Genomic DNA, 26,483 nt, shown 5'->3' on the forward strand with positions numbered 1-26,483 from the left:
GTTAGCTTTCATTCATTATACTCATTATCCCTTCCAGCGGTATTACCGCCCACAAAGGCCTGGAATTCATTTCATAGCCCAGTTCATAAACTGCCTTCTCAAGCATACAATACCTGAGGATAAATACCCGCTCCTGATTATAGCCGATATTGATGTTGTTTTGCTGTATCAATTTTACATAGGTATCCAGGAACACCCCTATAAAATAGCGGTACAGGTTCTCTCCTGCCATGTAGAGCTCTTTCTGGCTGTAAGGGTACTTTTCACCTTTATTGAAAATAGTGGCGTAAATAGCGTAGTGGAAGGAACGGAACAAACCCGCCACGTCCTTTAGCGGAGGTTGCTTCACCTTCCTGTCCCGTATAGTACTTTCGGGTTCGCCTTCAAAGTCGAGCAAATAGAAATCCCCGTCCTGTACCAGCACCTGGCCCAGGTGGTAATCTCCATGGACCCTGAGGCGCTCGCCTTTTAATTTAGTCCAATCGAACTTCACAAAGCGCTTTCGGATTTCATTCTTTCTCTCCAGGAATTGCTTGGCGAGATCCAGGGTAATCCCTTCCAGCTTATGCAGGTTGTTCTCCACGGTGTTAAGTCGATTCTGGAATTGATAGAGCAAGCGGTTTTTGAGCCAGACCTCATAATCACCGTTAAAGCGAGCCGGTGTAAATGAGGTATCTTCAAATTCGGATCCCAGTGCCACGTGCATTTCAGCAGTACGCTGGGCCAGCACCTGCAATTTGAGGAACACATTCAGGCCTGCCCAGTCAATTATTTCATGAGGTACGTCTTTAAGGGGCAGCGGCTGGAATAAATCGATCTGGGGCAGGTTTTGGACCTTGATCTTTTTGTATTCCAGGTTGCTGAATATGCCGTCAATCTCATTTAGGAAGTAATCCCATGCATCGCCCTGGTTGGGCACAAGCTCCTGCATGAGGGCAATGGTGATATTGGCACCATCCGTATCAATTATACTGATGCTTCCCTGATAGGCCGGCGTATTTTTATATCCCTTACGCTCCGAAAGGAACCGGCTCATTTCATAATCCGGGTTCTTATCAGCATAGATCCTGCGGAAAAACTTGATCACAGAACTGTCATTCATGATGATGGAGGTATTACTCTGCTCCATCCCCATAAATCGGGAAGATTTATACTCGGAATGCGTAAAGAATTCGCTTTTGTGATAGCGCACCCGGGTGGTATCATTAGGCACGGCCGTCATGATACGCTCAAAAACAAGCTTTCGAAAGGCTTCCAGATTGATGGCATCTATTATAAAGCCGTCCTGGCCCTTTATGGAAATGGGTAAAATACGGTCCTTCTCCGCAAAACTTTCATCGGATACAAAAGCAATAGGCAGGAAATAATGATGGTAAAAGGCCTCCTTAAAATTTATTTCGAGCAATAGGCCGTAATAGACCTCCCCCTTTTGCTGGATTCTGAAATACTCCTGTAATTCTATGTATTTCAGGGTGCTGGACTTACCTCCATACCAGCGTTGCTTGATAACATAATCTTCAAGTATATCCGACAGGAAAACCTTTAAGAATCGTTTGTCGTCCAGTAGCTCCTCCCAGCTAACGTCGAAACGATAAGGCGGTTGTGTAATAATATCTTGTTTTTCTTTAGCCATGCTGTTTTACTATTTGAAAGATATGGAATGGCAGGGCAGGATGCAATTCCACATAATTCCATTCGTCCCTCCAGTAGTAACCATTGTCTGTCACCAGATCGTGCATCAGGAGTTCATCACCGGCAGATATTCCCAGGGCTTCAAGCGGCAATTGAACAAAACCGGTCTGGGTATAATAGGGATCTAAATTCACTATAATGAGCAACTCATTGCTGCGATCCTCATTCCATTTATGGTAAGCGATCAGGTGATCATTTTCAATATGGCAAAACTGAATATTGTTGGTTTGCTGCAGGGCCGGATGGTCCTTCCGGTACTGATTGATCCTCGATATCAGGTGGGTTAGCTTATTCTGTATGCTCCAGTCCCAGTGCCTTACCTCGTATTTTTCAGAATTGAGATACTCTTCCTTTCCAGGCATGGCATCGGTCTCCATATACTCGAAAACAGGGCCATAGATCCCAATATTTCCGCTCAGGGTAGCTGCCAGCACATAGCGAGCTATATGCATGGCTTCATTGGCTCCTTGTAAATGATAAGGGTTGATATCAGGAGTGTTAGGCCAGAAATTAGGCCTGTAATACTCTTTCATTTCGGACTGGGTAAGTTCTACCATATATGAGGTGATGTCATGCTTGCTTACCCTCCAGGTGAAGTAGGTGTACGACTGGCTGAAGCCCTGCTTGGCCAATTGCTGCATTACCCTCGGCCTGGAAAAGGCCTCTGCCAGAAAAAGCACATCCGGGTGTTTCTTTTTAACCTCATCGATCAGCCATTGCCAGAAATAGTAGGGTTTGGTGTGTGGGTTGTCTACCCTAAAAATGTTGATGCCGAAACCTACCCACTTCAAAGTAACATCCAGCAGCTCTTGCCACAGTTCCTGGTAAGCTTCGGTTTCAAAGTAGAAGTTAACAATATCCTGATATTTTTTCGGAGGATTTTCTGCATACTGCATAGTGCCATCCGGACGCTTGCGAAACCACTCAGGATTGCTGCTAACATAGGGGTGGTCCGGGGCAGCCTGGAAGGCGAGGTCCATAGCCACCTCCATTCCCCGTTTGTTGGCTTCCTTTATAAAGTGCTTAAAATCTTCTTCTGTACCCAGTTCAGGATGAATAGCCTTATGGCCACCATGCCGGGATCCAATGCCCCAGGGAACCCCACTGTCTCCCTCCTGAGCATCAGTAGTATTGTTTTTCCCTTTTCGATTTACCTCTCCGATGGGATGAATGGGCGGCAGGTAAATAGTGTCAAAACCCATGGCCTGTATGCGCGGCAAGAGCTTTTCCGAGTCTCTGAAGGTTCCGTGTTTTCCGGGTTCCACGGCAGTAGACCGTGGGAAGAATTCGTACCAGGTGCTGAAGTTAGCTTTTTGGCGGTCTACATAAACCCGGAGTTCTCCGCTCTTGGCCATAAACAATCGCTGTGGATATTCAAGGAACAAGTTGTGCAATTCTTCAGATATTGCTGCCTCGGTGGCGGCTAAGTATGCCCCTTCATCCTCAAATAATTCGATCAGCTCTTTTGCATATTCCTTTTCGGCCTTCTTACCCTTCTTTTCAAGATGTCTGAGGTATTGGACCCCGTCAAGTAGTTCACTCTTAACATGCTGTCCGTCTGCGATCTTGGCTTCTATACCGTGTTGCCAGTTCAGTGCATAATCTACCCAGCCTGTTACCCAATAGGAATAGAACCCCTGCTTTTCCACCCGGAATTCTGCGGTAAACAGGTCATTTCCCAGATGCTCCATGCGCACCGGATCAGGTTTTGAGGCTCCTTCGTGCTTGAACAGTAACTCTGCCTGTATGAGATCATGGCCATCTCCGAGGACATCGGCTGTAACCACCACCATTTCTCCTACCACACGCTTTATAAAGAACTCACCACAACTCAATTGTGGCTTAATATTATCAATGACTACCCGCTCTTGTCGGAACATAATCTGAGTTTGCTTGGTTTTGCCCTAAAAATAGGAAAATATCACCAATTCAATCCGGGATAGGAAGATAGTTTTTAAGGGGGTTTTTTCTATTCTTTTCAATTTTTGGAACGCTTTTTGTTCTTCTTCAGGAAACAAGGTGCATTCAGGAATACTCCGGGGCACGCAATACTATTCTAAACCCTATCATTATGAAAAAAGTATCTTTACTACTGGCATTGATCGCAACCGTATTTTTTGTTTCCTGTGAAGGCCCTGCAGGACCTCCCGGATTCGATGGATTAGATGGGCTTGACGGCCTGGATGGCGTTAATATCCTGGGGCAGGTTATTGATATTGAAGGTACGTTTGACTTCAATAACGACTACACGCTTTTTTACGAATTCCCGAATAGTGTGGAAGTATTTGAATCAGATGTAGTTCTGGTTTACATCTTATGGGGCCAGACAGAAGACAACAATGGAGATCCCGTGGATATCTGGCGTTTGTTACCCCAGACCCGATTGTTAAACCAGGGCATATTACTCTACAATTACGATTACACCTTTTTTGATGTAAATATTTTCCTGGAAGCCGATTTTGATCTGGAAACCCTATTGCCAGGGGATACGGACAACCAGGTATTCCGCATTGCCATTGTTCCTGCAGAATTTGCCCAGTCCAGGTTAGATCGCACCAACGTGGAACAGGTCATGAACCTGCTCAAAGTGGAGGAGAAAGACATTCCGCGCTATAAGCTTAATTAACAAATATTTGACTAAGCCTCCTGCCCTTCGCAGGAGGTTTTTTTATGGGTATTCAGTATCTTTGGTGACCAAAAAAATTCTAATGACGCTATGAAAAGAATCACCATTTTTGCCTTTGCCCTTTTATTATTTGGTTGCAAAGGCAATTCCCAGCAGAAAGAGGAGGCCACCACTAAAACTGAGGAGAAAGAACGTACTTTTCCCTACACCAGGACCGATGCCGAGTGGCGGGCATCGCTTACCGACATGGAATACTACGTGCTACGAAGGGCAGGCACTGAAGTTGCTGGAAGCAGTGAATTGCTCAACAACAAAGAAAAAGGCACCTACGTCTGTGCAGGCTGCGGGTTTGCACTCTTCCGAAGTGAGTACAAATATAATTCGGGTTCCGGTTGGCCCAGTTTTGACAGGGAAATTGAAGACGCTGTTGCTTTTGATGTAGACTATAAAATTGGCTACAAGCGCACTGAAGAGCTCTGTGCCAACTGTGGTGGGCACCTGGGACATGTATTTGAAGATGGCCCGAGGGAAACGACTGGTTTGCGCCACTGCATCAACGGTGCTGCCCTTGACTTCATTCCGGACAACCAATAATCTTCAGGCAGAAGGCTAAGATGGACCTACCCACACACTACCTTGCCAACGCCCGCAAAGAACTCCTTCGTTTTAAAGGGATTGCTGAAAAATCCATGCAGCAACTTAATGAGGAAGATTTGCATTACAGGCCAGGAAAGGAGGATAATAGTATTGCCGTAATTGTCCAGCATATGGTTGGGAATATGCGCAGTCGGTTTACCAATTTCCTTACTGAGGATGGTGAAAAAACCTGGCGCAACCGGGAATCCGAATTTGAAACCACGCTGCAGAACAAATCAGAATTACTCCAGGCCTGGGAATCTGGATGGGATTGCGTTTTCCATACACTGGACAATCTAAAGCCCCATCAATTGATGCAGGAAGTTAAGATACGTAATGAAGCCCATTTAGTGATAGAGGCGATCAACCGCCAACTGGCCCACTATGCCTACCACACAGGTCAAATTGCCTATCTGGCCAAGTCTATCCGGGGTAAGGATTGGGAGTCTATGAGCATTCCGAAAGGCGAGTCTGAACGCTTCAACAAAAAAATGTTCGAAAAGGGTTCCCGAGATTAAAAAGAGGGTAAAAATGCCCTCGCGGTTTTACCTCAGGTTTCTTACCTTTGCTCCGCATAAAAAATCAACAAAGAATAAAACCATGAGCAATTTTGATGTTATTGTCTTAGGAAGTGGCCCCGGCGGCTATGTTACTGCTATAAGGGCTTCCCAGCTGGGATTTAAAACTGCAATCATTGAAAAAGAAAGTCTGGGAGGCGTTTGCCTCAATTGGGGTTGTATCCCTACGAAAGCTCTGCTGAAATCTGCTCAGGTTTTTGAATACCTGCAACACGCGGAAGACTACGGATTGAAAGTTGAAGGGGCCGATAAAGATTTTGACGCCGTGGTAAAAAGAAGCCGGAATGTGGCCCAGGGCATGAGCAAAGGGGTTCAGTTCCTGATGAAGAAGAACAAGATTGAGGTGATCAACGGTTTTGGAAAACTATTGCCCGGTAAAAAGGTAAAAGTAACTGCTGAGGATGGAAAGGAAAGTGAATACAGTGCAGAGCACATCATTATCGCTACGGGTGCCCGAAGCAGGGAGTTACCCAGCCTTCCACAGGATGGCAAAAAGGTGATCGGCTACCGTGAAGCTATGACCCTGGACAAACAGCCTGAGAAACTGGTAGTAGTTGGAAGTGGAGCCATTGGTATTGAGTTTGCTTATTTCTACAACGCCATGGGGACCGAAGTAACCGTGGTTGAATTCCTTCCCAATATCGTTCCTGTGGAAGATGAGGAAGTGTCCAAGCAACTCGAGCGCACTTTCAAGAAGTCTGGCATCAAGATCATGACCTCTTCTGAGGTAACTTCTGTGGATACCTCCGGGAAAGGAGTTGTTGCAACGGTAAAAACACCAAAGGGAGAAAAGACCCTGGAGGCCGATATCGTCCTTTCTGCAGTGGGAATCAAAACCAATATTGAAAATATCGGACTGGAAGAAGTAGGTATTGCTACTGATCGCGACAAGATCGTGGTTAACGATTACTATCAGACCAATATCCCGGGCTACTACGCCATCGGTGACGTAACCACCGGCCAGGCCCTGGCCCACGTGGCCTCCGCAGAAGGCATCCTTTGTGTGGAAAAGATCAAGGGTATGCACGTGGAACCACTCGATTACGGAAACATACCCGGATGTACGTACTGTATGCCCGAAATTGCCTCTGTGGGCCTTACCGAAAAGCAGGCCAGGGAACAAGGATTCGATATCAAGGTCGGAAAATTTCCTTTCTCAGCAAGCGGAAAAGCCCAGGCTTCTGGTAATTCGGATGGATTTGTAAAAGTTATCTTCGATGCCAAGTACGGAGAATGGCTCGGTTGCCATATGATTGGTGCCGGGGTAACTGATATGATCGCCGAGGCTGTAGTGGGGCGAAAACTGGAAACCACAGGACATGAGATCCTCAAGGCAGTGCACCCCCACCCTACCATGAGCGAGGCCGTAATGGAAGCAGTTGCAGACGCTTACGATGAAGTTATCCACCTCTAATTGAATTAAAAAGATGTTACAAGCCTTTCGGTATACCGCTATTCTTGAAGGAATCAGCTATTTATTATTATTTGCCCTTAGCATGCCACTTAAATATTGGGCGGGCATCGGAGAGCCCAATCAATACATCGGGTATGCCCATGGCTTCCTTTTCATAATATTTATAGCAATGGCCGTAGTACTGACCTATGAACATAAATGGGGATTAAGGCGCCTGCTTATCTTTTTCCTGGCGTCTCTATTGCCCTTCGGGACCTTTTATGTTGAGCGGAAATACCTTAGGCCAGCATTGGCTTAAAGAAAGCTTCGGATGGCCAGTTCATAGCTTCTGAGGCCAAAGCCGAGGATCACCCCCTTTGCGCCTGGTGATATAAAGGAAACATGACGAAATTCCTCCCGCTTATGTGTATTGGAGATATGTACCTCCACCACTGGGGCATCAATAGCCTTTACAGCATCCCCAATCCCTACCGAGGTATGGGTATAGGCCGCAGCATTCAGAATAATACCGTCGTAGGAGAATCCAACCTCCTGTAATTTGTCTATAAGTTCCCCTTCTATATTGGACTGGAAGTATTCAAGATTTACTTGAGGGAACTCAGCCTGCAGTTCTTTCAGGTAGTCTTCAAAACCACGTGCCCCGTAGATCTCAGGTTCCCGCTTGCCGAGAAGGTTTAAGTTGGGTCCGTTGATTATGATCAATTTCATGGGATAAATGTAGGGAAAAGTAAGCACCCCTGCCTAATCCGGGTGACCGACAGTTCTAACAAAAGCTGAAAACAGTTTAGGAATAGTCGCCTAGAGCCTGTCTGGTTTGGTCTGAATAGTAAGGACAAGACCAACACTTATGGTGTTCCAGGTGACAACGTCCAGATCAACTGAGGTATAGGAAATATTAATTTCTGTGGTCTGGTTAAAGAGGTAGCCCAGCATGGGACGGTAATAAAAACCCCCGTCATTGCCATCGTTTAAACCGATAGCCTGCCCTACATTAGCCCCAATAGAAAGGTCGCGAACCGGCCAGAAGCGAAAGGCTCCTGCCACAGGTAAAAACTGAACGTCCTCACCCGCTTCGGATTCCAAACCAAACTTATCGCCAAAACCGTGGATATATCCTGTGGCAATACCTAAATCAAAATATTCTCCAAGCACCCACATATAGCCTACGTCTGCACCGACCATCAAACTCACAGCTTCATCGAAGTCGCCCGTTGGAATCCCGCCCTGTATTCCTATACGAAAACCCTCCTGGGCCTGCAGGTTGTTAAAAAACAAAAATGAGAATAAAGAGAAAAGCAATAGCTTCTTCATAATGGCTGGTTTTGGATTTTACTATTGCAAATAACGTGCTATGGCCCCAAATGTTGTTTATAGTAACTTTTAATAAATCGCAGATACCTACAGGTAGAGGAAGCGGATTACCTAAAGTAACAAAAAAAGGAGGCTTTTGAGCCTCCCTTTCCATTGAATTATAATTATCATATTAGAACATATATCCAATACCTATAGATATAACCGAGTTTTGATTACTTCCTTCTGTGTCATCTTCGTTAAGATCGGTAAATCCAATATTGTATCGTGCGTTAAAAAGCAATCCGTTTTCCAACTCATAGCCCAGGCCGATATTACCACCAAAATCAATGTCCTTTACTTCATCCTTAATATCCACTTCTACCCCATCAAAATCAACGTCTGCCGACATTAGAAAGCCTATCTGAGGTCCGGCTTCAAAATAGAAGCCGTCTGTTACCCCAATTTTTAACATGACCGGGATATTCAAATAATTTATTTTCAAGTCAGCTTCTTCACCGCCTTCAGATATCTTTGCTCCCTGCATGCTAAAGTTTAACTCCGGGCGAAGAGCGAGCATATCCGTCAATCCAAATTCTGCCATAAAACCGAGATAGATTGCAGTCCTTGTATCGTAAAAATCTGAGTCATCGCCGGAAAGGGTGGCTAAATTGACCCCGGCCCGTGCACCGAAATTTACATCTGCCTGTGCATAACTGGTTAATGCGAACAAGCTTAACAACGAAATTAACATTAGTTTTCTCATAGTATTTAGGTTTTGATTATCCAGGTTGTTTTATTAAAGTTACAATGTTTAACATTCATATCAATGGTTAAGCTACTGTTTTTCAAAAAAATAAGTTTTTCCTGGATTGGTTCTCCATATTTTCCTTTTATATTATATAGTATCTTGTTCACATGAATTGGTCTGCAGCCCTTCAGGATTACCAGCATTACCTCCGGATTGAGCGGGGTTTATCCGAGAATTCTATCAGCAACTACGCAGCCGATGTAGAGAAACTGATGCGGTTTCTTGAAGCCTCAGGCGCCACGGCTTCCCCCAAATCCATAGAACAGGAGCTGATACAGCAATTTGTTTATGAGATTGCGCGTATTTTGAATCCCAGGTCACAAGCCCGGGTAATCTCAGGTTTGAGGAGCTTTTTCAATTACCTCATCTTTGAGGGATACCGGGAAGACAACCCCACGGACTTGCTGGAGTCCCCAAAGATTGGCCGCAAATTACCGGACACCCTTTCCCTGGAGGAAATTGACATGCTGGTAGGAGCCATAGATCGCTCCAAACCGGAAGGAGAACGCAACCGGGCCATGCTGGAAACACTCTACGGTTGTGGTTTACGGGTTTCGGAACTTATCAATTTACGGCTTTCCGATCTCTTTTTTGAGGAAGGTTTTGTCCGGGTTACTGGCAAAGGCAACAAGCAACGCTTTGTCCCGGTTAGCCCGCTCACCCGAAAAGCCATCGATTTGTACAGAAAAGAAATCCGTCCCCATCAGAAAATAGAGAAAGGATTTGAAGATATCCTTTACTTAAACCGCAGGGGAAAAGGACTTACCCGGGCCATGGTATTTACTATCATCCGGCAGCTTGCAGAAAAAACAGGCCTCAGGAAAACCATCAGTCCACATACGCTGAGGCATTCATTTGCTACCCATCTGCTGGAAAATGGTGCCGATCTCAGGGCAATTCAACAAATGCTAGGGCATGAGAGCATCACCACCACGGAGGTTTACGTACATGTAGACCGTTCTCACCTCACTGCGGTGGTACAGAAATACCATCCCAGGAACTGATATCACAGCAAATTTGTAGGTTTACATGTAACAATAGTCGCGTAAGGGATACTAATTACTACAGGAATACCAACCAACATTGTGAATAAGGAGCTAGAGCACAAATTTGTGACCGAACTGGAGGACAATCAAAATATTGTCCACAAGGTTTGTAGTTTGTATACCAATGACCGTGACTCCCATAACGACCTTTTCCAGGAGATCACCATACAATTGTGGAAGGCCTATCCCAAATTCAGAGGTGAGGCCAAATTCAGTACCTGGATGTACCGTGTAGCTCTTAACACAGCCATTACCCTATACCGTAAATCCAAAAAAAGGGTGAATACCCAGGACTATGAGTCTGTAATCTTCAAGATTAAGGCAGAAGAGTATGATGAAACTGAAGAACAACAGCTCAAACTGATGTACAAGGCTGTGCGCCAACTGGGCGATATAGACAAGGCCCTTGTTTTCCTCTACCTGGAGGATAAAGATTACTCCGAAATATCAGAAACCCTGGGTATATCCGAAGTAAATGCGAGGGTGAAGATGAACCGGATAAAAAATAAATTGAGAAACATGCTAAATCCATAAGGCAATGATGGACGAACTGGATTTGTTGAAAAAAGACTGGCAGAGTAGGGAAAAAGACCTGCCCAGGCTGTCTTATGAAAAGATCTACAAAATGATACGGAAGAAATCTTCTTCCATTGTGAAATGGATATTTTTCATAAGTGTCATGGAATTTGTATTCTGGGCAGCTATCAACCTCATTAATTACAGTGAAGAATCCAGGGAACTGGAAAAACAGTGGCATATTCAGAATCTTTCTACCGCCCTAACGGTTATCAATTATGTTGTACTGATCTATTTTATAGTCCGGTTCTACCTGAATTACAAACAGATCACCATTACGGACTCGTCAAGAAAATTGATGAAATCTATCCTGAAGGTCAAACGCACCGTTACCCAATACGTGTGGTTTAACATTGGCATCTTCTGCGTATCGCTGGTGATGTTACTTTACGGCTCGCTTACTTATGGGGAGGAGAGTGAGAAGATCATGGCAGCCGCTGAAGCAGCGGGGAATCAGATCCTTTTCTGGGTAATGCTGATTGGGCTTTGTGTGATTATTATTGGGATTATCCTGCTGTTGATCTGGCTCTTCTACCGATTGCTCTACGGCATCCTGCTGAAAAGACTGCGCCAAAATTATGCGGAACTTAAAAAGCTGGAATTTTAACCTTTCTTCTTAGTTCTCCAGCGCCTCTGTTTATGTTCCTCTTCATAAGCCAGTAGCTCGTTTTCAGGTATCACTTTGAGGAACGAAGGATGTTGCTCGATAGCATACTCCAGTTTTTCAATTATAGATTCCACACTCTCATTGTCGTAATCAATCTCAAGGGGTGGCTTGATAACCATATGCTGTAAAATCCCCTTTTTCTTGATAAAAAGCCCTTTCTTATCGAAAGAACGCCGGAAACCATCAATAACCACCGGAACAACTACTGGTTTATACTTTTTTATGATATGTGCAGTTCCCTTTCGAAGGGGTTTCCAGGGCGTGGTGGTTCCCTGTGGGAAGGTAATCACCCAGCCATCCTTCAAGGCAATCCCGATATTGGTAATGTCACTCATTTTCACCTGCCGGTGGACTTCCTGTCCGGCTGCCCTCCAGGTACGTTGTATGCTAATGGAACCTGCGTAGGCAAGGATTTTGGTAAGCAAGCTCTTTTTCATGGTTTCCGCAGCCGCCACGTAGTACATGTTCAGTTTGGGGCGCCACAGGTATCCGATATTTTTAATACTGTCTTCACGGCCGCTTAGACTGGCATTGAACACGTGAAACATGGCCACAACATCTGCAAAATAGGTCTGGTGGTTACTAACAAAAAGTACATTTTCTGCGGGAAGTTGCCTTATTACCTCAGATCCTTCAATTTCCAGCTTGTTGAATCCCTTGTAGCGCTGGTGGGTGACCATCCCCATAATACGGATCAACCATTTTTTCAGGAACAGTATATGGCCAAACGGATTTCTTTTAAATAACCCCATAGGGTTCAAAGGTACAAAATAGGGTTTATAAGATTTTACGAAACAGTTCGCGAATCTCACTCAACATCATTGCAGTTGCCCCCCAAACCGTATGCCCGCCCAATGAAAAAGCGGGAACCTCAATATCACGGGCGTAAGAAGTGGTCATCCGCGTAGAAATAATATTCTGATCATCCAGGAATTCGGTAAGCGGAACTTCTACCAGGTCTTCCACTTCAGAAGCCTGCTTCCTGAATTCAGGCGTTCCCGGGTAGATACCCAAAAAAGGGTAAACCTCAAAGTTGCTGGGAGGTATAAACAATTGGCTAACCGGGCGTATCACTTCAATTTTAGTGCTCTCCGCCCCTACTTCCTCCTCAGTTTCACGCAGAGCCGTATCCAGCATACTCCGGTCTCCGGGTTCTTCCCTCCCACCTGGAAATCCCACCTGTCCGGAATGAACCCCGGGATACTTCTTCCTTAGGATTAGGAGGAGTCTGGTCAGATTATCCAGATCCGGATAAAACAATGCCATGACGGCGGCTTTTTTGGGGTTCTTACTCCTCTTCAGGTAATTTTCCAGCTCCCTGACCCGAACTTCCGGCGCCATTTTATAATGTGCTTCAGCACCCGGTAGAGGCAGATTTTTTATTTTTGCAACCTGTTGTAGAAATTCTTCGAAATCCATGCGTAAAACAATAGCCCTTCTTACAAGTATACTACTTTTTTCAGCTTCCTGCGGAGAAGCCAGTAAGGAAAAGAAAACCCGGGAAGAAACACCTGCTGTCGTTAAAGGGAACACAGAGAAAGACACGCTGTCCCCGGCCAGTGAAGAAAAGGAAGAGGAACCCTTTGTGCTCACCGAGGAAAATGCCATTGATTTCTTTTTCGATTACCAAAAAGGATTAACAGAGAACAAGGTGAAGATCACTACCAGCCTTGGTAGTTTCACGGTGGAGCTTTACGACAATGTACCTTACCACAAGGCCAATTTTATCTACCTCACCCGTAAGGGATATTTTGACAATACCATGTTCCATCGGGTGGTAAAAGATTTCATTATCCAGGGCGGCAATGCAGACAACCTTGAAACTGCAAAAAAACGAAAGGAAATTGGTCGTTATCTCCTGCCTCCCGATACACGCAAAGGATACAAACACCACAGGGGTACTATCTCAATGCCAAGTAGTGAAATTGACAACCCACACATGCTGGCTTCACCCTATGAATTTTTTATCGTGGTAACCAAACCCGGGTCCTATCACCTGGACGGAGATTATACGCCCTTTGGAAAGGTGATCTCAGGAATGGATGTTGTGGACCTCATCAACCAGCAACCAGTTGACGATGGTGACTGGCCCATGCGAAACATTTATATCGAAAAGGCTGAGGTTATTAAGTAAAATGGAAAGCTCAGTTTTTGGGATAGATGCTGGGCAACGCTATTTTAAAGCGAACCGCCAGTAAGCGGATCCCTATGACAATAACAAGTCCGGCCATATAGGCATAGGCATCGGCAATGGGAAGTTCCCTGAGCAGAAAATATGAGAAACCCCCAAGTATACAAGCCGTAGCATAGATTTCCTTCCTGAAGATTACCGGGATCTCATTGCACAAGGTGTCCCGGATCACACCGCCAAAAGAAGCCGTCATTGTTCCCAGGGCTACACACATTATAGGCGTTAAGCCAGCTGACAATCCTTTTTCTATACCAACCATAGTGTAAAGGCCAATCCCAAGCGTATCAAATAGGAAAAGTGATCTTCTGAAATACTTGAGTTTGCTCTGAAATATTATAGCAAAGATTACGGTGGCAATGATGGTAATGGCATATACCGATTGCTGCATCCAGATAACAGGTGTGTTTCCAATAAGCATATCTCTGAGGCTTCCCCCACCAACTGCAGTTACAAAAGCAACAATAAAAACCCCAAAGACATCCAGCCTTTTTTCCATAGCCACCAAAACACCGGAAATCGCAAATGCTATGGTTCCCAGGATGTCAAGCGTAAAATAAAACATGCTTGAAAAATTTTCTCATGTTTAGCGAAAGTAATGCAAATCCTATTTGGGAATCACCTTGAATTGCATTTTTTATAGCTTGGAAAAGACTTCTTTCATGCACAATAGTAGTTTTACAGCAAACATTTTGTATTCGTGAACAACATCATCAGATATATGTTCAGCGCGGTCTTAAAAATCCCAATCCCACCTTGCTTTTCCAAAATTTCCCCAGTAATTTTATAGGTGATGCTTTTTCATACGCACCCGTCTTTAATTACATCTACAACTTATTTTCAAGGCATGAGGAAAATACTGATCTTCATATTTCCCATCCTTGATCTGTTCCCTCCCAATGGGCCCGTACTTCCTGATAATTTATCATCCGGATTGAATCTCGAAGGACTGCAAAACGCCTCGCTAATGGCTTCGAAGCGCGAGGAACCAAAAACAATCTTAGAAAGAATATAGACCTATGAAAAAAATAATCGTAAAACCAGGAGCCAAACTTGATGATTACAAGGCCTACGGAACTTTATACAACCTGGTTAACCAGTTCCTGGAGGATGTGGCAGAATTTCCGGACAAACTCAGAGGAAAGACCATATGGATGATCAATTCCACCGCGATTGGAGGTGGTGTTGCAGAAATGCTTCCCAGTCAAATGCGTATTATCCGTACCCTGGGAATTAATATTGAATGGCTCGTCATCGAGGCCAGGGATGAAGCCTTCTTTAACCTTACAAAAAGGATCCATAATGCCATACACGGGAGCGGGAAACCCAATTTTACAGAAGACGACCGGGAAGTATACGAAAGGGTAAATGCCCGGAACCTTGAAAAAGCACTGGAATATATTGAAGATGGGGATCTGGTGGTGATCCACGATCCGCAACCCATGCCTTTAGGCGGCATGATCCGGAAACATAAAAAGGTTAAGCTCGTATGGCGCTGCCATATTGGCCTGGAGACTGAAAATGAAGTTACCCGGGCGGTCTGGGATTTTCTTTCGCCCTATTTTGCAGATTACGACCGCTTTGTTTACAGCCTTGCATCCTATGTGCCTGAAATCCTCAAGGACAAGACCGCCATTATTCCTCCTGCCATCGACCCTTTAAGTCATAAGAACAGGATGCTCTGGATGTCTAAATGCCTGGGGATACTACAGCAATCCGGCATCATCAGGGAACAATTGCCTGTGCTTTATCCCAACTATAAACATAAGGTGCGTCGGGTAATGCCAGATGGCAGTTTCGATACGGTTAACCACGATAGCGAACTGGACATCATCTTCCATCCCACCGTACTGCAAATTTCCCGTTGGGACAGGCTAAAGGGCTTTAAGGAACTTATGGAAGCCTTCATTCTGATGAAAAGGGATAATGAAAAGAAAACAGACAAAAGCAGTTTGGTATACCGAAGAATAAGGCATTGTAGGCTCACCCTGGGAGGACCGGATCCCGCGTTCGTCTCAGACGACCCCGAAGGCATGGAGGTACTGAATGAATTAATTGAACAGTACAAGGCTTTGTCTGTAGACCTGCAAAGGGCCATTGCCCTGTTGTTACTGCCTCTGGACAATCCCAAGGAAAATGCGCTCATTGTAAACGCCTTGCAACGCAGTGCCACTATAGTTGTACAGAACTCCATTCAGGAAGGCTTTGGGTTAACGGCCACTGAAGCCATGTGGAAACAACGTCCGGTCCTGGTGTCGGGAGCAGCCGGATTAAGGGCCCAGGTGCAGCACGATATCAATGGCAGGATCAATCCGGATCCGACAAATATTGCCCAGCTTGCAAAATGCCTGGAAGAAATGCTAAGTAATCCTAAAGAGCGTGATAAGTGGGGCTTTAACGGACAGGTCCGTGTGATCAATAACTTTACCCTGTTCAGTCAGATTAAAGCCTGGTTAAGCCATTTAAGTTCGCTGGAATAAGATGCTGCTTTCACTTTTTAAATCAATAACAATTCTATTAGCTGGTATTAGCATGAGTACACTAACCCTATACGATTTTAATAAAACGAGCAACATTGCCGACTGGTTGGTGGTGAATGATGGTGTTATGGGAGGGCTTTCTAGGGGAACCATGGAACTTAGTACTGATGGCCATGGTGTATTCCGCGGTAAATTGAGCTTGGAAAACAATGGGGGATTTAGTTCCATTCGGCATTCCTTTTCAACCAAAAAGGTGTCTGATTTTGACCATATTAGGCTGAAGGTAAAGGGAGATGGAAAAAGGTATCAGTTACGGATCAAGTCCAGGAGATCTCAGTATTATTCATACGTGGCCTACTTTGAAACCAATGGCGAGTGGGAAACCATTAGCGTTCCAATTCGGGAAATGTATCCTGTTTTCCGCGGAAATCGGCTCAATCAGCCTAATTATGAAGGTGTCCAGATAGAGGAAATCGGAATCCTGATCGCAAATAAAAAAGCTGAAGCATTTCGGCTTGAGATAGACTCCATTTACTTGCAGGCTTTAAAATAACAACTAAAACATAGGATTGCCCCAGTATTCCCATATCTGTCAAGGCTATTACTGCAATCCCATGCTATTGCACGGGAATCATTTAGGATAAATCAGGATCGCCATAGAAATACCCTGATGTCACTGAACCACAATACCATTTGAGTGGCGAATATTCCCGGACAGCCTATTAATTAATTGGTCGATTTGAAATAAATCATTTTTTTTCAGAAAGTTACAATTCCCGATTGGCAAGAATTCACCATAGTACTTGACGATAAGGATTCCGATTTAATACAACCTTCCTATCATGAAACAGAAAAAGACACTGGGCTGGGCCGGCCTGTTGATCATCGCAGTAATCATCCTCCTTATACTTCCGGAACAAAGCAGGGAATTGCCAAAAAAGGACAAAGCTTCCATTGGCGCTATTAAATGCACTGTAGCTAAATTTCTACTAGACCCTGTAGACAACAGCAAACAAATTGCCCCTTTGTTTGACAACCTGGGTTCCTATTCTTTTCCTGTAAGCACAGAGAACCAGAGGTCCCAGGCATTTTTTGATCAGGGTATGCGTCTTACCTTTGCATTTAACCATGCCGAAGCACATCGTTCTTTTATGGAAGCCGCAAGGTTAGATCCTGAAAACGCCATGGCATATTGGGGCCAGGCCTATGCCCTTGGGCCCAACATCAACGATCCCTTACCTACCCAGGATAGAAAAGAAGCCGCATGGGAAGCCTTACAAACTGCCAACCAGCATCTAAAAGGAACTACCCCTCTGGAAAAATCCCTCATAAAGGCATTGAATGCCAGATACAGCAATAACTGGGAAACAGATCCGGCGGTACTCAATGAATCCTACCTTAAGGAAATGCAAGAAGTTAGCAAGGCTTTTCCAGAAAATGCAGATGCATTAACGCTTTACGCAGCAGCAGCCATGAATACTATGCCATGGAATTACTGGGATGGGGATGGCAATCCCATGCCCAATACTCAGAAGTCCAAGGCTGCGCTTGAAAAGGCCATTTACATCAATCCTGAGCATCCGGGTGCCCACCATTACTACATCCACATGGTAGAACTACCCAAGCCAGATCTGGGGGTTGCCAGTGCAGAGGCCCTGGAAGACCTGATGCCCGGAGCAGGCCACCTGGTGCATATGCCCTCTCATATTTACATCAGGGTTGGGCGCTATAAAGACGCCGTTGAAGTAAACCACAAGGCCATAGCGGCAGACGAAGACTATATTTCGCAATGTTTTTCCCAGGGAATGTATCCTTTAGGTTATTACCCGCATAATATCCATTTTCTGTGGTCTGCATCAAGCCTCATAGGTGAAAGCAATACGGCTATCGCCGCAGCCAAGAAAACCGCAGAAAAAGTTCCACAGGGGGAAATGGCAGAACTGACCTTCCTGCAGGATTTTGCTTCCACTCCATTACTGGCTTATGTGCGCTTTGGAAAATGGAATGATATCCTCACCTACCCGCAACCCTCCTCAGACATTGTTCATCTTAACCTGATGCGCCACTATGCAAGGGGACTTGCTTTTGTCAGGAAAAACAATGCGAAGGAAGCCCGGGAAGAGCTCGCCGCTATTAAAACAATTTTGGAAGATCCCGAAACCGCTAATATCGTAGCCACTGCCCAAAATTCGTCAGACCGGATCGCAAGGGTTGCTTATGAAGTGGTGGCCGGAGAACTGGCACAACTGGAGGGAGATAATAAGAAAGCCATTGAACATTTGGAAAAAGCCGTGTCTACAGAAGATGGCCTTACTTATACCGAGCCATCTGCCTGGCACGTGCCGCCTAGACAAAACCTGGGGGCCATTCTAATGGACCAGGGCAATTATGAAGATGCCGAAACGGTTTACAGGGAAGATTTAAAGAAACTACGCCAGAACGGCTGGTCACTTTATGGTTTGTCAAAGGCACTGGCAGCCCAGGGAAAAACTACAGAGGCGCAGGCTATTCAAAAGGAGTTTGAGAAGGTATGGCAATACGCCGATATAGACATTGATCGGTCTGCTTTCTAGTTGCCCCTTGCGGCTAAATCTTCATATTTGCAGCTGCATTTCGGGCAGCTTCAAATTCATTGACCAGGTTCTCCACTATTTGGGAGGCCGGAAGTATGTCATGAATTAAGGAAGCGACCTGTCCAATCTCGAGTTCACCCTCTTCCATGTCCCCTTCAAACATGCCTTTTTTTGCCCGTGCACGACCGAGAAGAGCTTTAAGCTCATCAATCCCGGCCCCTTGCTCATAGGCGGTTTGTATGTCCTGGTAAAACTTATTCTTAAGCAATCGAACCGGCGCGAGCTCTTTAAGGGTTAGCTGGGTATCGCCCTCCCCGGCCTCAACAACCAATTGTTTAAAACTATTATGAGATGAAGCTTCATGACTGGCCACAAAACGGGAACCTATCTGAACCCCATCCGCACCAAGGACCATGGCAGCGAGCATTGCGGCTCCTGTACCTATTCCTCCGGCAGCAATGAGCGGTACGGTAATATGCTCCTTCACCGAGGGGATCAGGGTAAGCGTTGTAGTCTCATTGCGACCGTTATGACCTCCGGCTTCAAACCCTTCGGCAACAATGGCATCTACCCCGGCCTCTTCCGCCTTTTTGGCAAATTTGACACTGCTCACCACATGGACTACAGTAATGCCTTGTTCCTTGAGGTGAGCCGTCCATGTCCTGGGATTACCGGCAGAAGTAAAAACAATCTTCACCCCCAGTTCAACGATAATTTCCATCAATTGCTCAATATCCGGATAGAGCATGGGTATATTGACACCAAATGGCTTGTCCGTTGCCTGCTGGCATTTCTGAATATGTTCCCTCAATACCTGAGGGTACATACTACCCGCACCGATAAGTCCGAGGCCACCGGCATTCGAAACGGCAGAGGCCAGTCGCCAGCCGCTTGCCCATATCATACCGGCCTGGATAATGGGGTATTCAATCCCAAAAAGGGAGGTGATTCTGTTTTGCATAGATCCTATATTTTCAGGAGATCACACCCGAACCCAGGAGTTCTTCCTCCAGGTACCAGGCAACAAACTGCCCTTCTGTTATGGCAGATTGTTTCTCATCAAAATCAACATAAAGCCCCTGTTCTATTTTGTAAAGCACAGCATCCTGCAACTCCTGCCTGTAGCGTATGCGCGCCTTTACCCTCATGCTTTCTCCAGGAGCCAGGGCAAGATCGGGACGTACCCAGTGCACTTCGGGCTCCTTTACAAACAAGGCCTTCCTGAACAATCCTGGGTGTGCCTTTCCCTGTCCAGTATAAATAATATTTTCTTCTACATCCGTATCGATCACAAAAAGAGGTTCCGGTGTGCCACCCACATCGAGGCCCTTGCGTTGTCCTATGGTGAAATAATGGGCTCCCTGGTGTTGCCCCACCACTTTGCCGTCCTCAATGACATATTTGTGTTTATGTGAATGGTACGCCAGTTCTGCTTCCTTATCATCAAATACAGGCAGGGTTTGCTGATACTGCTGGGCATCTGCAGGGACTTCCACGATAACACCTTTCTTAGGCTTTAACTTTTGCTGCAGGAATTCCGGAAGCCTAACCTTACCGATAAAGCACAGCCCCTGCGAATCCCTCTTCTCTGCGGTGACAAGGTTTTGCTCCGCTGCAATCTTCCGGACTTCGGGCTTGGTCAGTTCGCCAATGGGAAACAGGGTTCTGGACAATTGCTCCTGTGACAGCTGGCATAAGAAATAGGACTGGTCTTTATTCCGATCGAGGCCGGACAACAGCTGGTATGTCTCACTTCCATCATCTCTTTTGAGCACACCTTTGCGGGCATAATGTCCCGTTGCCACGTAGTCGGCACCAAGTTGCAGGGCAATTTTCAGGAAAACATCGAATTTGATTTCCCGGTTGCAAAGTACATCGGGATTAGGGGTCCTGCCCATTTCGTATTCCCGGAACATATAGTCTACAATCCGCTCCTTATATTCGGCACTCAGGTCTATCGTCTGAAAGGGTATCCCCAATTTCTCAGCCACTATAAGAGCATCATTGCTATCTTCCAGCCAGGGGCATTCCTGTGAAATAGTCACGCTATCATCATGCCAGTTCTTCATAAACAGGCCAATAACCTCATACCCCTGCTCCTTAAGCAGGTAGGCTGCAACACTGGAATCCACTCCTCCGGAAAGGCCAACTACAACTTTTTTCATAGGCACAATTGCGATGCAAAAATACAAAAAATCAAGGCTGCGAAGTACCTGTTTGAATTGTAGTGAGATAGTTGAAAATCACAGGTAATCAACTGGCCATTCCTTTAAACCAGTTCGATTTTTGGCGTATTACAACTTTTTATTTTTTGAATATTATGCTGTATCAATGGTACCTGCCAAAAACTTCTGATTCAGTAATGTTAACCCATAACGTTTCATCGACAGAACTGTTAATTATTTTTTAAATACCTTTTTTTGTTTAATGTTAAGTATATTTTTGTTGAACATTTTAACATAAATCCTTATTCCATGAAAAAGAAAAATTTCCTAATTAAAACTCTCGTTGCGGTTTTTGCCCTGGTAGTACTGGGAGCTTGTAGCAATGATGACGATGATGATCAAATTGTAATCACAGATCCTACTATTGTGGACCTGGCGGATGCCAACGATGACCTAAGTATTTTGGTAGATGCTTTAACCGCAGCTGACCTGGTAACCACTCTACAAGAGGCCGGACCATTCACTGTATTAGCGCCTACTAACACTGCTTTTCAGCAATTTTTAACTGATAATGGTTTTGCAGGTCTTGGAGACATCCCTTCAGATGTACTGAGAAATGTACTGCTTAACCACGTAATAGTTGGAACAGCAGCTACTTCCGGAGGGTTGACCAACAGCTACCTGAACACTGCTGCCCAAAATGCGGACGGAGATGCGCTTAGCATATACATTAATACGGATAGTGGTGTTACCTTTAACGGGGTTAGTTCAGTAATTGATCCGGACATCGAAGCTTCCAATGGAATCATCCATGTTGTGGATGCCGTTATAGGTTTACCAGATGTAACTACTTTCGCCGTTGCAGATCCAAACTTTGCAACTTTGGTAGCCGCTCTTACAGCTTATCCTAGCTTTGGGTACGTTAGCGCTCTTCAGACTCCTAACGGATCTACCCCGGCTCCATTTACAGTTTTCGCGCCAACTAACGAAGCTTTTGGAGATTTGTTAGCGGATTTGGGAGGAATTGAACTGGGAGATATAGACGAAGCCACTCTATCCAGCGTTCTTGAATTGCACGTTTTGGCAGCCAACAACGTAAGAGCTGAAGACCTGGCAGGTATTGACGGCGCCAATGTACCCACCCTTGGGGGAGAAGACATTGTGATAGATGCAACTACACCGGCCATCATCGGACCTGATTCCAACGGGAATACTATCACAGCCACTAATGTACAAGCTATGAATGGTGTAATTCACGCTATTGGTCGAGTTATTCGATAATCGAATCAAAAAGATATTCTTAAAAGAGCCGCTAATTGCGGCTCTTTTTTGTTGATCGCAATAAGTCTTTTCCTACTTACTATAATATTTTTGTTAAACTTTTTTTAATATTTATAAAACAAAAGCAACTTCTTATAACTTACGTATCTAAGTAGTACAACATGATCTATGTGGTACTATAGTCATGAATGGAAGTGTATTAATGATATATCATTTGTGATATGCTAACTTTTATATGAAATCATAATTTCAATATTGTCCCTTACTAGATTATTACATATTAAACGATTAAACACCCTATAGCTATGAAAAAATTAATCCATTGGAAAAGTTTGTTTTCACTTCTTTTTATAAGCCTCCTCTTTGTGGGTTGTGAGAAGCAGGGAATGGGAAACGATGAACCGGAAACCACACCTAACATTATGGAAACCGCTCAGGCTTCTGAAGCCCTGTCGAGCCTAGTTACAGCGCTTACCGCTGCAGATACCCAGGAAGATTCTGACCTGATAGGTACACTCAGCAGTGAAGGCCCTTTTACTGTTTTTGCTCCCACCAACGATGCATTTGCAGACCTTTTAGATCAGCTGGAAGACTATGACAGCCTGGAAGATTTCGATGACGATGAAGACCTGGAAATACTGGAAACGATACTCAAATACCATGTAGTTTCCGGTGTAGCTGTTCGCGCAGCAGACCTTACCGATGGTCAGGAGATAGGAACCGTACTCGGAGAATCAGTTACCGTAAGCCTCGACAATGGTGTATTTATTCAGGACGCAACTGAAACCCCGGCACGGGTCATTATTCCCGATGTGGAAGCCAGTAATGGAATCGTACATGTGATAAACAAAGTTCTATTGCCACAGGTGATCATAGATGCTCTGAATAATGATGATGATGATGACGACGACGATGATGAACTCGGAACACTAGTGGAACTCGTGGTAGAAACCGAAAGCCTGTCTGTTCTGGAAGAAGCGGTGATCAAGGCCGGACTGGTAGAAACCCTGAATAGCGCAGGCCCTTTTACTGTTTTTGCCCCAACCGACGACGCTTTCGTGGCTTTGCTCGAGGTTTTGGGCGACGACTACAACAGCCTGGATGATTTCGATACCGAGGCAGAGCTTATGCTGCTAACCGATATACTCCTGTACCACGTAATTCCGGCTAAAGTGCTTGCTGCTGATCTGGAAGCAGGAAATGTTGGAACAGCCCTGTCAGATAACAACCTGGAAATTATCCCTTCAGGGGAAAGCTTTGTTATCGGTGATACCTCAGATGTAAATGCGAACATTACCGGAACAGACTTCCTGGCTTCTAATGGTGTGGCTCATACCATAGACAAAGTCCTACTCCCTCAATCTGCCATAGATTTCGTAATGGCATTGAATCTTAAAACCATTGTGGAGATCGCTGTTGAAACAGATGACTTAAGCCTGCTTGTTGAGGCCCTTCAACAAGCCAATGCAGGCCTGGTAGAAACACTTAGCGGAGATGGCCCATTTACCGTCTTTGCCCCTACCAACAAAGCATTTGAAGATGTACTTGAACTTCTGGGTGACGATTACCACTCTCTGGCTGATTTTGACACTGATGAAGAAAAAGCAATCCTCGTAGATATACTAACCTATCATGTGGTGGCAGGAGCAGCCGCTTTCTCCACAGATCTAACGGACGGACAGCAAATACCAACAGTTCAGGGTGAATCTCTTAGCATTAACCTGAAGGACAATACCGTACATGTGGTTGATGTCACAGGCATAAATGCATCAGTTGTTATTCCGGATGTGGAAGCCAGCAACGGGGTTGTGCACGTAATAGACAAGGTATTACTGCCTCAATCGGCCCTGGATGCCATCGCAGCCCTTTCCCTCAAAAACATTGTGGAGATCGCTGTGGCAACAAACGATTTGAAGTTCCTTGTTGCCTCTCTCAAACTGGTTAACGCCGGCCTGGTAGAAGCACTTAGCGGTGAAGGACCCTTCACTGTATTTGCACCAACAAATGCGGCTTTTGTATCCTTGCTGTTCGATCTGGGAAAGGAATATCACAGTATTGCTGATTTTGACACTGAGGAAAAGAGAGACCTGCTGGTCAAGATATTGACCTATCACGTTGTGGCGGGAACTGCTGCCTTCTCCACCGATCTCAGTGACGGACAAAGCATACCCACCCTTCAGGGTGAAGATATCGGGATTAGTTTGAAAGACGGAACAGTCCACATTGTAGATGCCACGCATACCAATGCCACTGTTGTGACTCCGGATGTAGAAGGAAGTAACGGGGTAATCCATATTATCAATAAGGTATTGATCCCTCAGGAAATACTTGATGTATTTTCGAATAACGACTAATCGCTAGTTAATCTCGACACGCAATCAGTCAAAAATCCCCCTGCATACTGGCAGGGGGATTTTTTTATTTACAGCTTACATCAGGATCAAATCATTTAGCATACAAAAAAACGAAATTGACAACTAAAGTTTTTACAAGGATGATTCAATGTGCATCTTTGAGGAGAAGAAACTTACTGAACTAAACCTACTTACCGCTAAAAAACCCCGCTCTTGCAGCAGGGTTTTTTTGTTTTATTTTCAGACCTATTAACGTCTTCCGGCTTTTTTCTGCTCTTCGGCCTGCTCCATCATTTCCCTCATTTTGCGCTGGAAACGATTCTCTTTCTTAGGTTGTTTCTTTTTCTCCTCTATCTGGGCGTGTATCTTGTCCTCATCCAGTATGAAGTTCTTAATAGCCAGCATGATAAAGATGGTAATCAGGTTAGAAACAAAATAGTACAAACTCAGACCACTGGCGTAGTTGTTGAAAAAGAACAACATAAGCAGGGGCGAAATATACATGATCACCTTCATATTAGGCATACCGGGCTGTGTTTGCATATTCTGTCCCGTGGTCATCATCATATAAAAGAATATAGCAACAGAAGCAAGGATGGGAAACAAACTCACATGATCCCCGTAAAAAGGAATGGTAAAGGGTAGTTCCATTATAGTATCGTAAGAGGAAAGGTCCTCCGCCCACAAAAATGACTTTTGCCTAAGGGCAAAAGAGGTCGGGAAAAACATGAAAAGCGCATAGAATATAGGCAATTGCAACAATGCCGGGACGCACCCACTCATTGGGCTAACCCCAGCCTTATTGTACAATTTCATAGTCTCCTGCTGCCTCTTCATGGCATTGTCCTTATACTTCTCATTCAGTTCGGTTATTTCCGGTTTCAGGACTTTCATTTTGGCCTGGGACAAATACGACTTGTAAGTTACGGGAGACATGAGCAATCGCACCAGGATAGTCATAACTACAATAGCGATCCCAAATGGAAGGAAGGAACTCAGAAACTCGTAAAAGGGTGTAAATACCTGACGGTTTATCCAGCCAAAAATTCCCCATCCAAAGGGAATGGAGTCTGCTAGTGCCAGATCTTTGTATTCCTTCAGCACTTTTACATCCGTTGGCCCGTAATACCAGTACATGGAACTGGCCAGTTCCCCTCCTACAAGGGGCAAGGTGGTCTGTGTTGTGTATTCTTTGGTGAACAGGGTTTCTTTACTTTCTTCTTCCACCAGGTTTCGTGAACTGAGGGTGGCTGAATCGAAAGGCGTTTCAGCTGCAAGTATGGAACTGAAAAAATGCTGCCGGTAAGACAACCATTTAATATCCTCTTCAATTTCCTCATCGTCGCTGCTTTCGGACAGCTTGCTGATCTTCCCGTCCTCGTGGTTATAAGTAAGGCGGGTATAGCGGTTTTCGTACTGTACACTTTTGTTATGGCGTATACCCCGCATCTGCCATTTCAGGTTGATGGGTTGGGTGCCATTTATTACCGAACTCAATCCTTGCGTCCTGATACTGAAATCTACCAGATAATCGTCTGGCTTGATCTCGTAGCGATACTCCAGAAACTGATTCTCGGACACCCTGGCCTTCATGGAAAGCACCTGGTTATCTCCATTTTTAGTAAGCTCGGGCTCAAAAAACAAGGTATTGGATTGCATTACCCTGTTATCCGTAGTGGTGAAGCTAAGGTTAAAATCAGCATTGCCATCCCTGACCAGATATACCGGAATCGAATCATAAGTAACAAATTGCTTCATCCTGGCTTCCGTGATCTGTCCGCCCTGATTGCTTACCTCCAGGTAGAGCATATCATTTTCCAGGGTGGTAAACCCCTCACGGGCAGGAGTAAACTGGAAACCACCAATAGACTTCTGGTAATTGGCCAGTGCAACAGAATCCTGCAGGTCTACAGCTGGCTGTTCCAGGACTGTGGTGGCCTCCTGTTCTTCAGGGTTTTGTTGCTCTTCTACCTGCTCCTGTTGTGCCTGCTGTGCTTCCAGTTCCTCTTGCGTTGGCTGGTTCAGGTAAAACCAAAAAATTAAAATGGCAAAAATCAGTACAAATCCGATAATTGACTTTACATCCAGTTTCTTTTCTTCCATGTG

General features: G+C 45.0%; 25 protein-coding genes. 14 read left to right on the forward strand and 11 right to left on the reverse strand.

The genetic code is table 11. The features are described 5' to 3' along the window. Position 1 precedes the first annotated feature (1 nt). The gene (locus tag OO016_RS10215) at positions 2-1,633 is read right to left on the reverse strand and encodes a trehalose synthase (protein ID WP_266013265.1); all 1,632 of its coding nucleotides are present in this window, start codon (positions 1,631-1,633) and stop codon (positions 2-4) included. Beyond that, positions 1,626-3,572, reverse strand: a complete 1,947-nt coding sequence (locus OO016_RS10220; RefSeq protein WP_266013268.1) for an alpha-1,4-glucan--maltose-1-phosphate maltosyltransferase — start codon at positions 3,570-3,572, stop codon at positions 1,626-1,628. Before OO016_RS10220 ends, OO016_RS10215 begins: the two co-directional genes overlap by 8 nt. A gap of 191 nt (positions 3,573-3,763) precedes the next feature. On the opposite strand from OO016_RS10220, the gene OO016_RS10225 reads away from it, so the two are divergent. The 5 genes from OO016_RS10225 (at position 3,764) to OO016_RS10245 (ending at position 7,244) form a co-directional block, all read left to right on the forward strand. Further along, positions 3,764-4,318, forward strand: coding sequence for a collagen-like protein (locus tag OO016_RS10225; RefSeq protein ID WP_266013271.1), 555 nt, complete (start codon positions 3,764-3,766; stop codon positions 4,316-4,318). 90 nt (positions 4,319-4,408) lie between these two features. Next, positions 4,409-4,912 (forward strand): peptide-methionine (R)-S-oxide reductase MsrB, encoded by a 504-nt coding sequence (gene msrB / locus OO016_RS10230; protein ID WP_266013274.1) that lies wholly within the window; start codon positions 4,409-4,411, stop codon positions 4,910-4,912. A 20-nt stretch (positions 4,913-4,932) separates the two neighbouring features. After that, on the forward strand, positions 4,933-5,472 hold the full coding sequence (locus tag OO016_RS10235) for a DUF1572 family protein (protein WP_266013276.1): 540 nt from the start codon (positions 4,933-4,935) through the stop codon (positions 5,470-5,472). 82 nt (positions 5,473-5,554) lie between these two features. Next, positions 5,555-6,946, forward strand: a complete 1,392-nt coding sequence (gene lpdA, locus OO016_RS10240) for a dihydrolipoyl dehydrogenase (RefSeq protein ID WP_266013278.1) — start codon at positions 5,555-5,557, stop codon at positions 6,944-6,946. 13 nt (positions 6,947-6,959) lie between these two features. Further along, on the forward strand, positions 6,960-7,244 hold the full coding sequence (locus OO016_RS10245; RefSeq protein WP_266013280.1) for a DUF3817 domain-containing protein: 285 nt from the start codon (positions 6,960-6,962) through the stop codon (positions 7,242-7,244). On the opposite strand, the gene aroQ is transcribed toward OO016_RS10245, so the two are convergent. The 3 genes from aroQ to OO016_RS10260 all read right to left on the reverse strand — a co-directional run bounded on the left by aroQ (position 7,241) and on the right by OO016_RS10260 (position 9,002). Then, entirely contained in the window at positions 7,241-7,654 is a 414-nt protein-coding gene (gene aroQ, locus OO016_RS10250) for a type II 3-dehydroquinate dehydratase (protein WP_266013282.1), read from the reverse strand. The two genes, OO016_RS10245 and aroQ, sit on opposite strands and share 4 nt — an antisense overlap. Positions 7,655-7,744: 90 nt before the next feature. Continuing rightward, entirely contained in the window at positions 7,745-8,257 is a 513-nt protein-coding gene (locus OO016_RS10255; protein WP_266013284.1) for a hypothetical protein, read from the reverse strand. A gap of 172 nt (positions 8,258-8,429) precedes the next feature. Further along, positions 8,430-9,002, reverse strand: a complete 573-nt coding sequence (locus OO016_RS10260; protein ID WP_266013287.1) for a porin family protein — start codon at positions 9,000-9,002, stop codon at positions 8,430-8,432. A gap of 152 nt (positions 9,003-9,154) precedes the next feature. Here OO016_RS10260 and xerD point away from each other — a divergent pair, with 152 nt between their 5' ends. From xerD to OO016_RS10275, 3 genes are all read left to right on the forward strand, one after another. Next, positions 9,155-10,051: a site-specific tyrosine recombinase XerD gene (xerD, locus tag OO016_RS10265; RefSeq protein ID WP_266013289.1), complete on the forward strand. Its 897-nt coding sequence runs from the start codon at positions 9,155-9,157 to the stop codon at positions 10,049-10,051. An 81-nt stretch (positions 10,052-10,132) separates the two neighbouring features. Next, positions 10,133-10,627: an RNA polymerase sigma factor gene (locus OO016_RS10270; protein ID WP_266013291.1), complete on the forward strand. Its 495-nt coding sequence runs from the start codon at positions 10,133-10,135 to the stop codon at positions 10,625-10,627. Between the two features lie 4 nt (positions 10,628-10,631). Beyond that, positions 10,632-11,276, forward strand: a complete 645-nt coding sequence (locus OO016_RS10275) for a DUF8845 family protein (RefSeq protein WP_266013293.1) — start codon at positions 10,632-10,634, stop codon at positions 11,274-11,276. Here OO016_RS10275 and OO016_RS10280 read toward each other — a convergent pair. Together OO016_RS10280 and OO016_RS10285 are read right to left on the reverse strand one after the other, a co-directional pair. Next, positions 11,273-12,088: a lysophospholipid acyltransferase family protein gene (locus tag OO016_RS10280; protein ID WP_266013295.1), complete on the reverse strand. Its 816-nt coding sequence runs from the start codon at positions 12,086-12,088 to the stop codon at positions 11,273-11,275. The two genes, OO016_RS10275 and OO016_RS10280, sit on opposite strands and share 4 nt — an antisense overlap. Before the next feature lie 25 nt (positions 12,089-12,113). Further along, positions 12,114-12,677: an NUDIX hydrolase gene (locus tag OO016_RS10285; RefSeq protein ID WP_369413842.1), complete on the reverse strand. Its 564-nt coding sequence runs from the start codon at positions 12,675-12,677 to the stop codon at positions 12,114-12,116. A 76-nt stretch (positions 12,678-12,753) separates the two neighbouring features. On the opposite strand from OO016_RS10285, the gene OO016_RS10290 reads away from it, so the two are divergent. Next, entirely contained in the window at positions 12,754-13,470 is a 717-nt protein-coding gene (locus tag OO016_RS10290; RefSeq protein WP_266013301.1) for a peptidylprolyl isomerase, read from the forward strand. Positions 13,471-13,480: 10 nt separating this feature from the next. Here the strand turns inward: OO016_RS10290 and OO016_RS10295 are convergent, their stop codons facing one another. Further along, positions 13,481-14,089: a trimeric intracellular cation channel family protein gene (locus OO016_RS10295; protein ID WP_266013304.1), complete on the reverse strand. Its 609-nt coding sequence runs from the start codon at positions 14,087-14,089 to the stop codon at positions 13,481-13,483. A 454-nt stretch (positions 14,090-14,543) separates the two neighbouring features. On the opposite strand from OO016_RS10295, the gene OO016_RS10300 reads away from it, so the two are divergent. The 3 genes from OO016_RS10300 (at position 14,544) to OO016_RS10310 (ending at position 18,577) form a co-directional block, all read left to right on the forward strand. Next, the gene (locus OO016_RS10300) at positions 14,544-16,004 is read left to right on the forward strand and encodes a glycosyltransferase (RefSeq protein WP_266013307.1); all 1,461 of its coding nucleotides are present in this window, start codon (positions 14,544-14,546) and stop codon (positions 16,002-16,004) included. Between the two features lie 52 nt (positions 16,005-16,056). Further along, complete coding sequence (locus tag OO016_RS10305; protein ID WP_266013310.1) at positions 16,057-16,557, forward strand: CIA30 family protein; 501 nt, start codon at positions 16,057-16,059, stop codon at positions 16,555-16,557. A gap of 289 nt (positions 16,558-16,846) precedes the next feature. Then, positions 16,847-18,577 carry a tetratricopeptide repeat protein gene (locus OO016_RS10310; RefSeq protein WP_266013313.1) on the forward strand — a complete coding sequence of 577 codons (1,731 nt, stop codon included), beginning with the start codon at positions 16,847-16,849 and terminating at the stop codon, positions 18,575-18,577. Positions 18,578-18,590: 13 nt separating this feature from the next. Here OO016_RS10310 and OO016_RS10315 read toward each other — a convergent pair whose 3' ends face one another. Together OO016_RS10315 and mnmA are read right to left on the reverse strand one after the other, a co-directional pair. Further along, a complete protein-coding gene (locus OO016_RS10315) occupies positions 18,591-19,538 on the reverse strand; it encodes an NAD(P)H-dependent flavin oxidoreductase (protein WP_266013316.1) in 948 nt (315 codons plus the stop codon). Positions 19,539-19,551: 13 nt separating this feature from the next. After that, complete coding sequence (mnmA, locus tag OO016_RS10320) at positions 19,552-20,742, reverse strand: tRNA 2-thiouridine(34) synthase MnmA (protein ID WP_439649325.1); 1,191 nt, start codon at positions 20,740-20,742, stop codon at positions 19,552-19,554. Between the two features lie 309 nt (positions 20,743-21,051). Between mnmA and OO016_RS10325 the strand changes: the two genes are divergently transcribed. Next, positions 21,052-22,023, forward strand: coding sequence for a fasciclin domain-containing protein (locus tag OO016_RS10325; RefSeq protein ID WP_266013322.1), 972 nt, complete (start codon positions 21,052-21,054; stop codon positions 22,021-22,023). Between the two features lie 305 nt (positions 22,024-22,328). Beyond that, positions 22,329-24,377: a fasciclin domain-containing protein gene (locus tag OO016_RS10330; protein WP_266013325.1), complete on the forward strand. Its 2,049-nt coding sequence runs from the start codon at positions 22,329-22,331 to the stop codon at positions 24,375-24,377. A 249-nt stretch (positions 24,378-24,626) separates the two neighbouring features. Here the strand turns inward: OO016_RS10330 and yidC are convergent, their stop codons facing one another. Beyond that, positions 24,627-26,480 carry a membrane protein insertase YidC gene (yidC, locus tag OO016_RS10335; protein WP_266013329.1) on the reverse strand — a complete coding sequence of 618 codons (1,854 nt, stop codon included), beginning with the start codon at positions 26,478-26,480 and terminating at the stop codon, positions 24,627-24,629. Between the last annotated feature and the right edge of the window lie 3 nt (positions 26,481-26,483).

The organism is Lentiprolixibacter aurantiacus (assembly GCF_026241225.1).
Lineage (GTDB): Bacteria > Bacteroidota > Bacteroidia > Flavobacteriales > Flavobacteriaceae > Lentiprolixibacter > Lentiprolixibacter aurantiacus.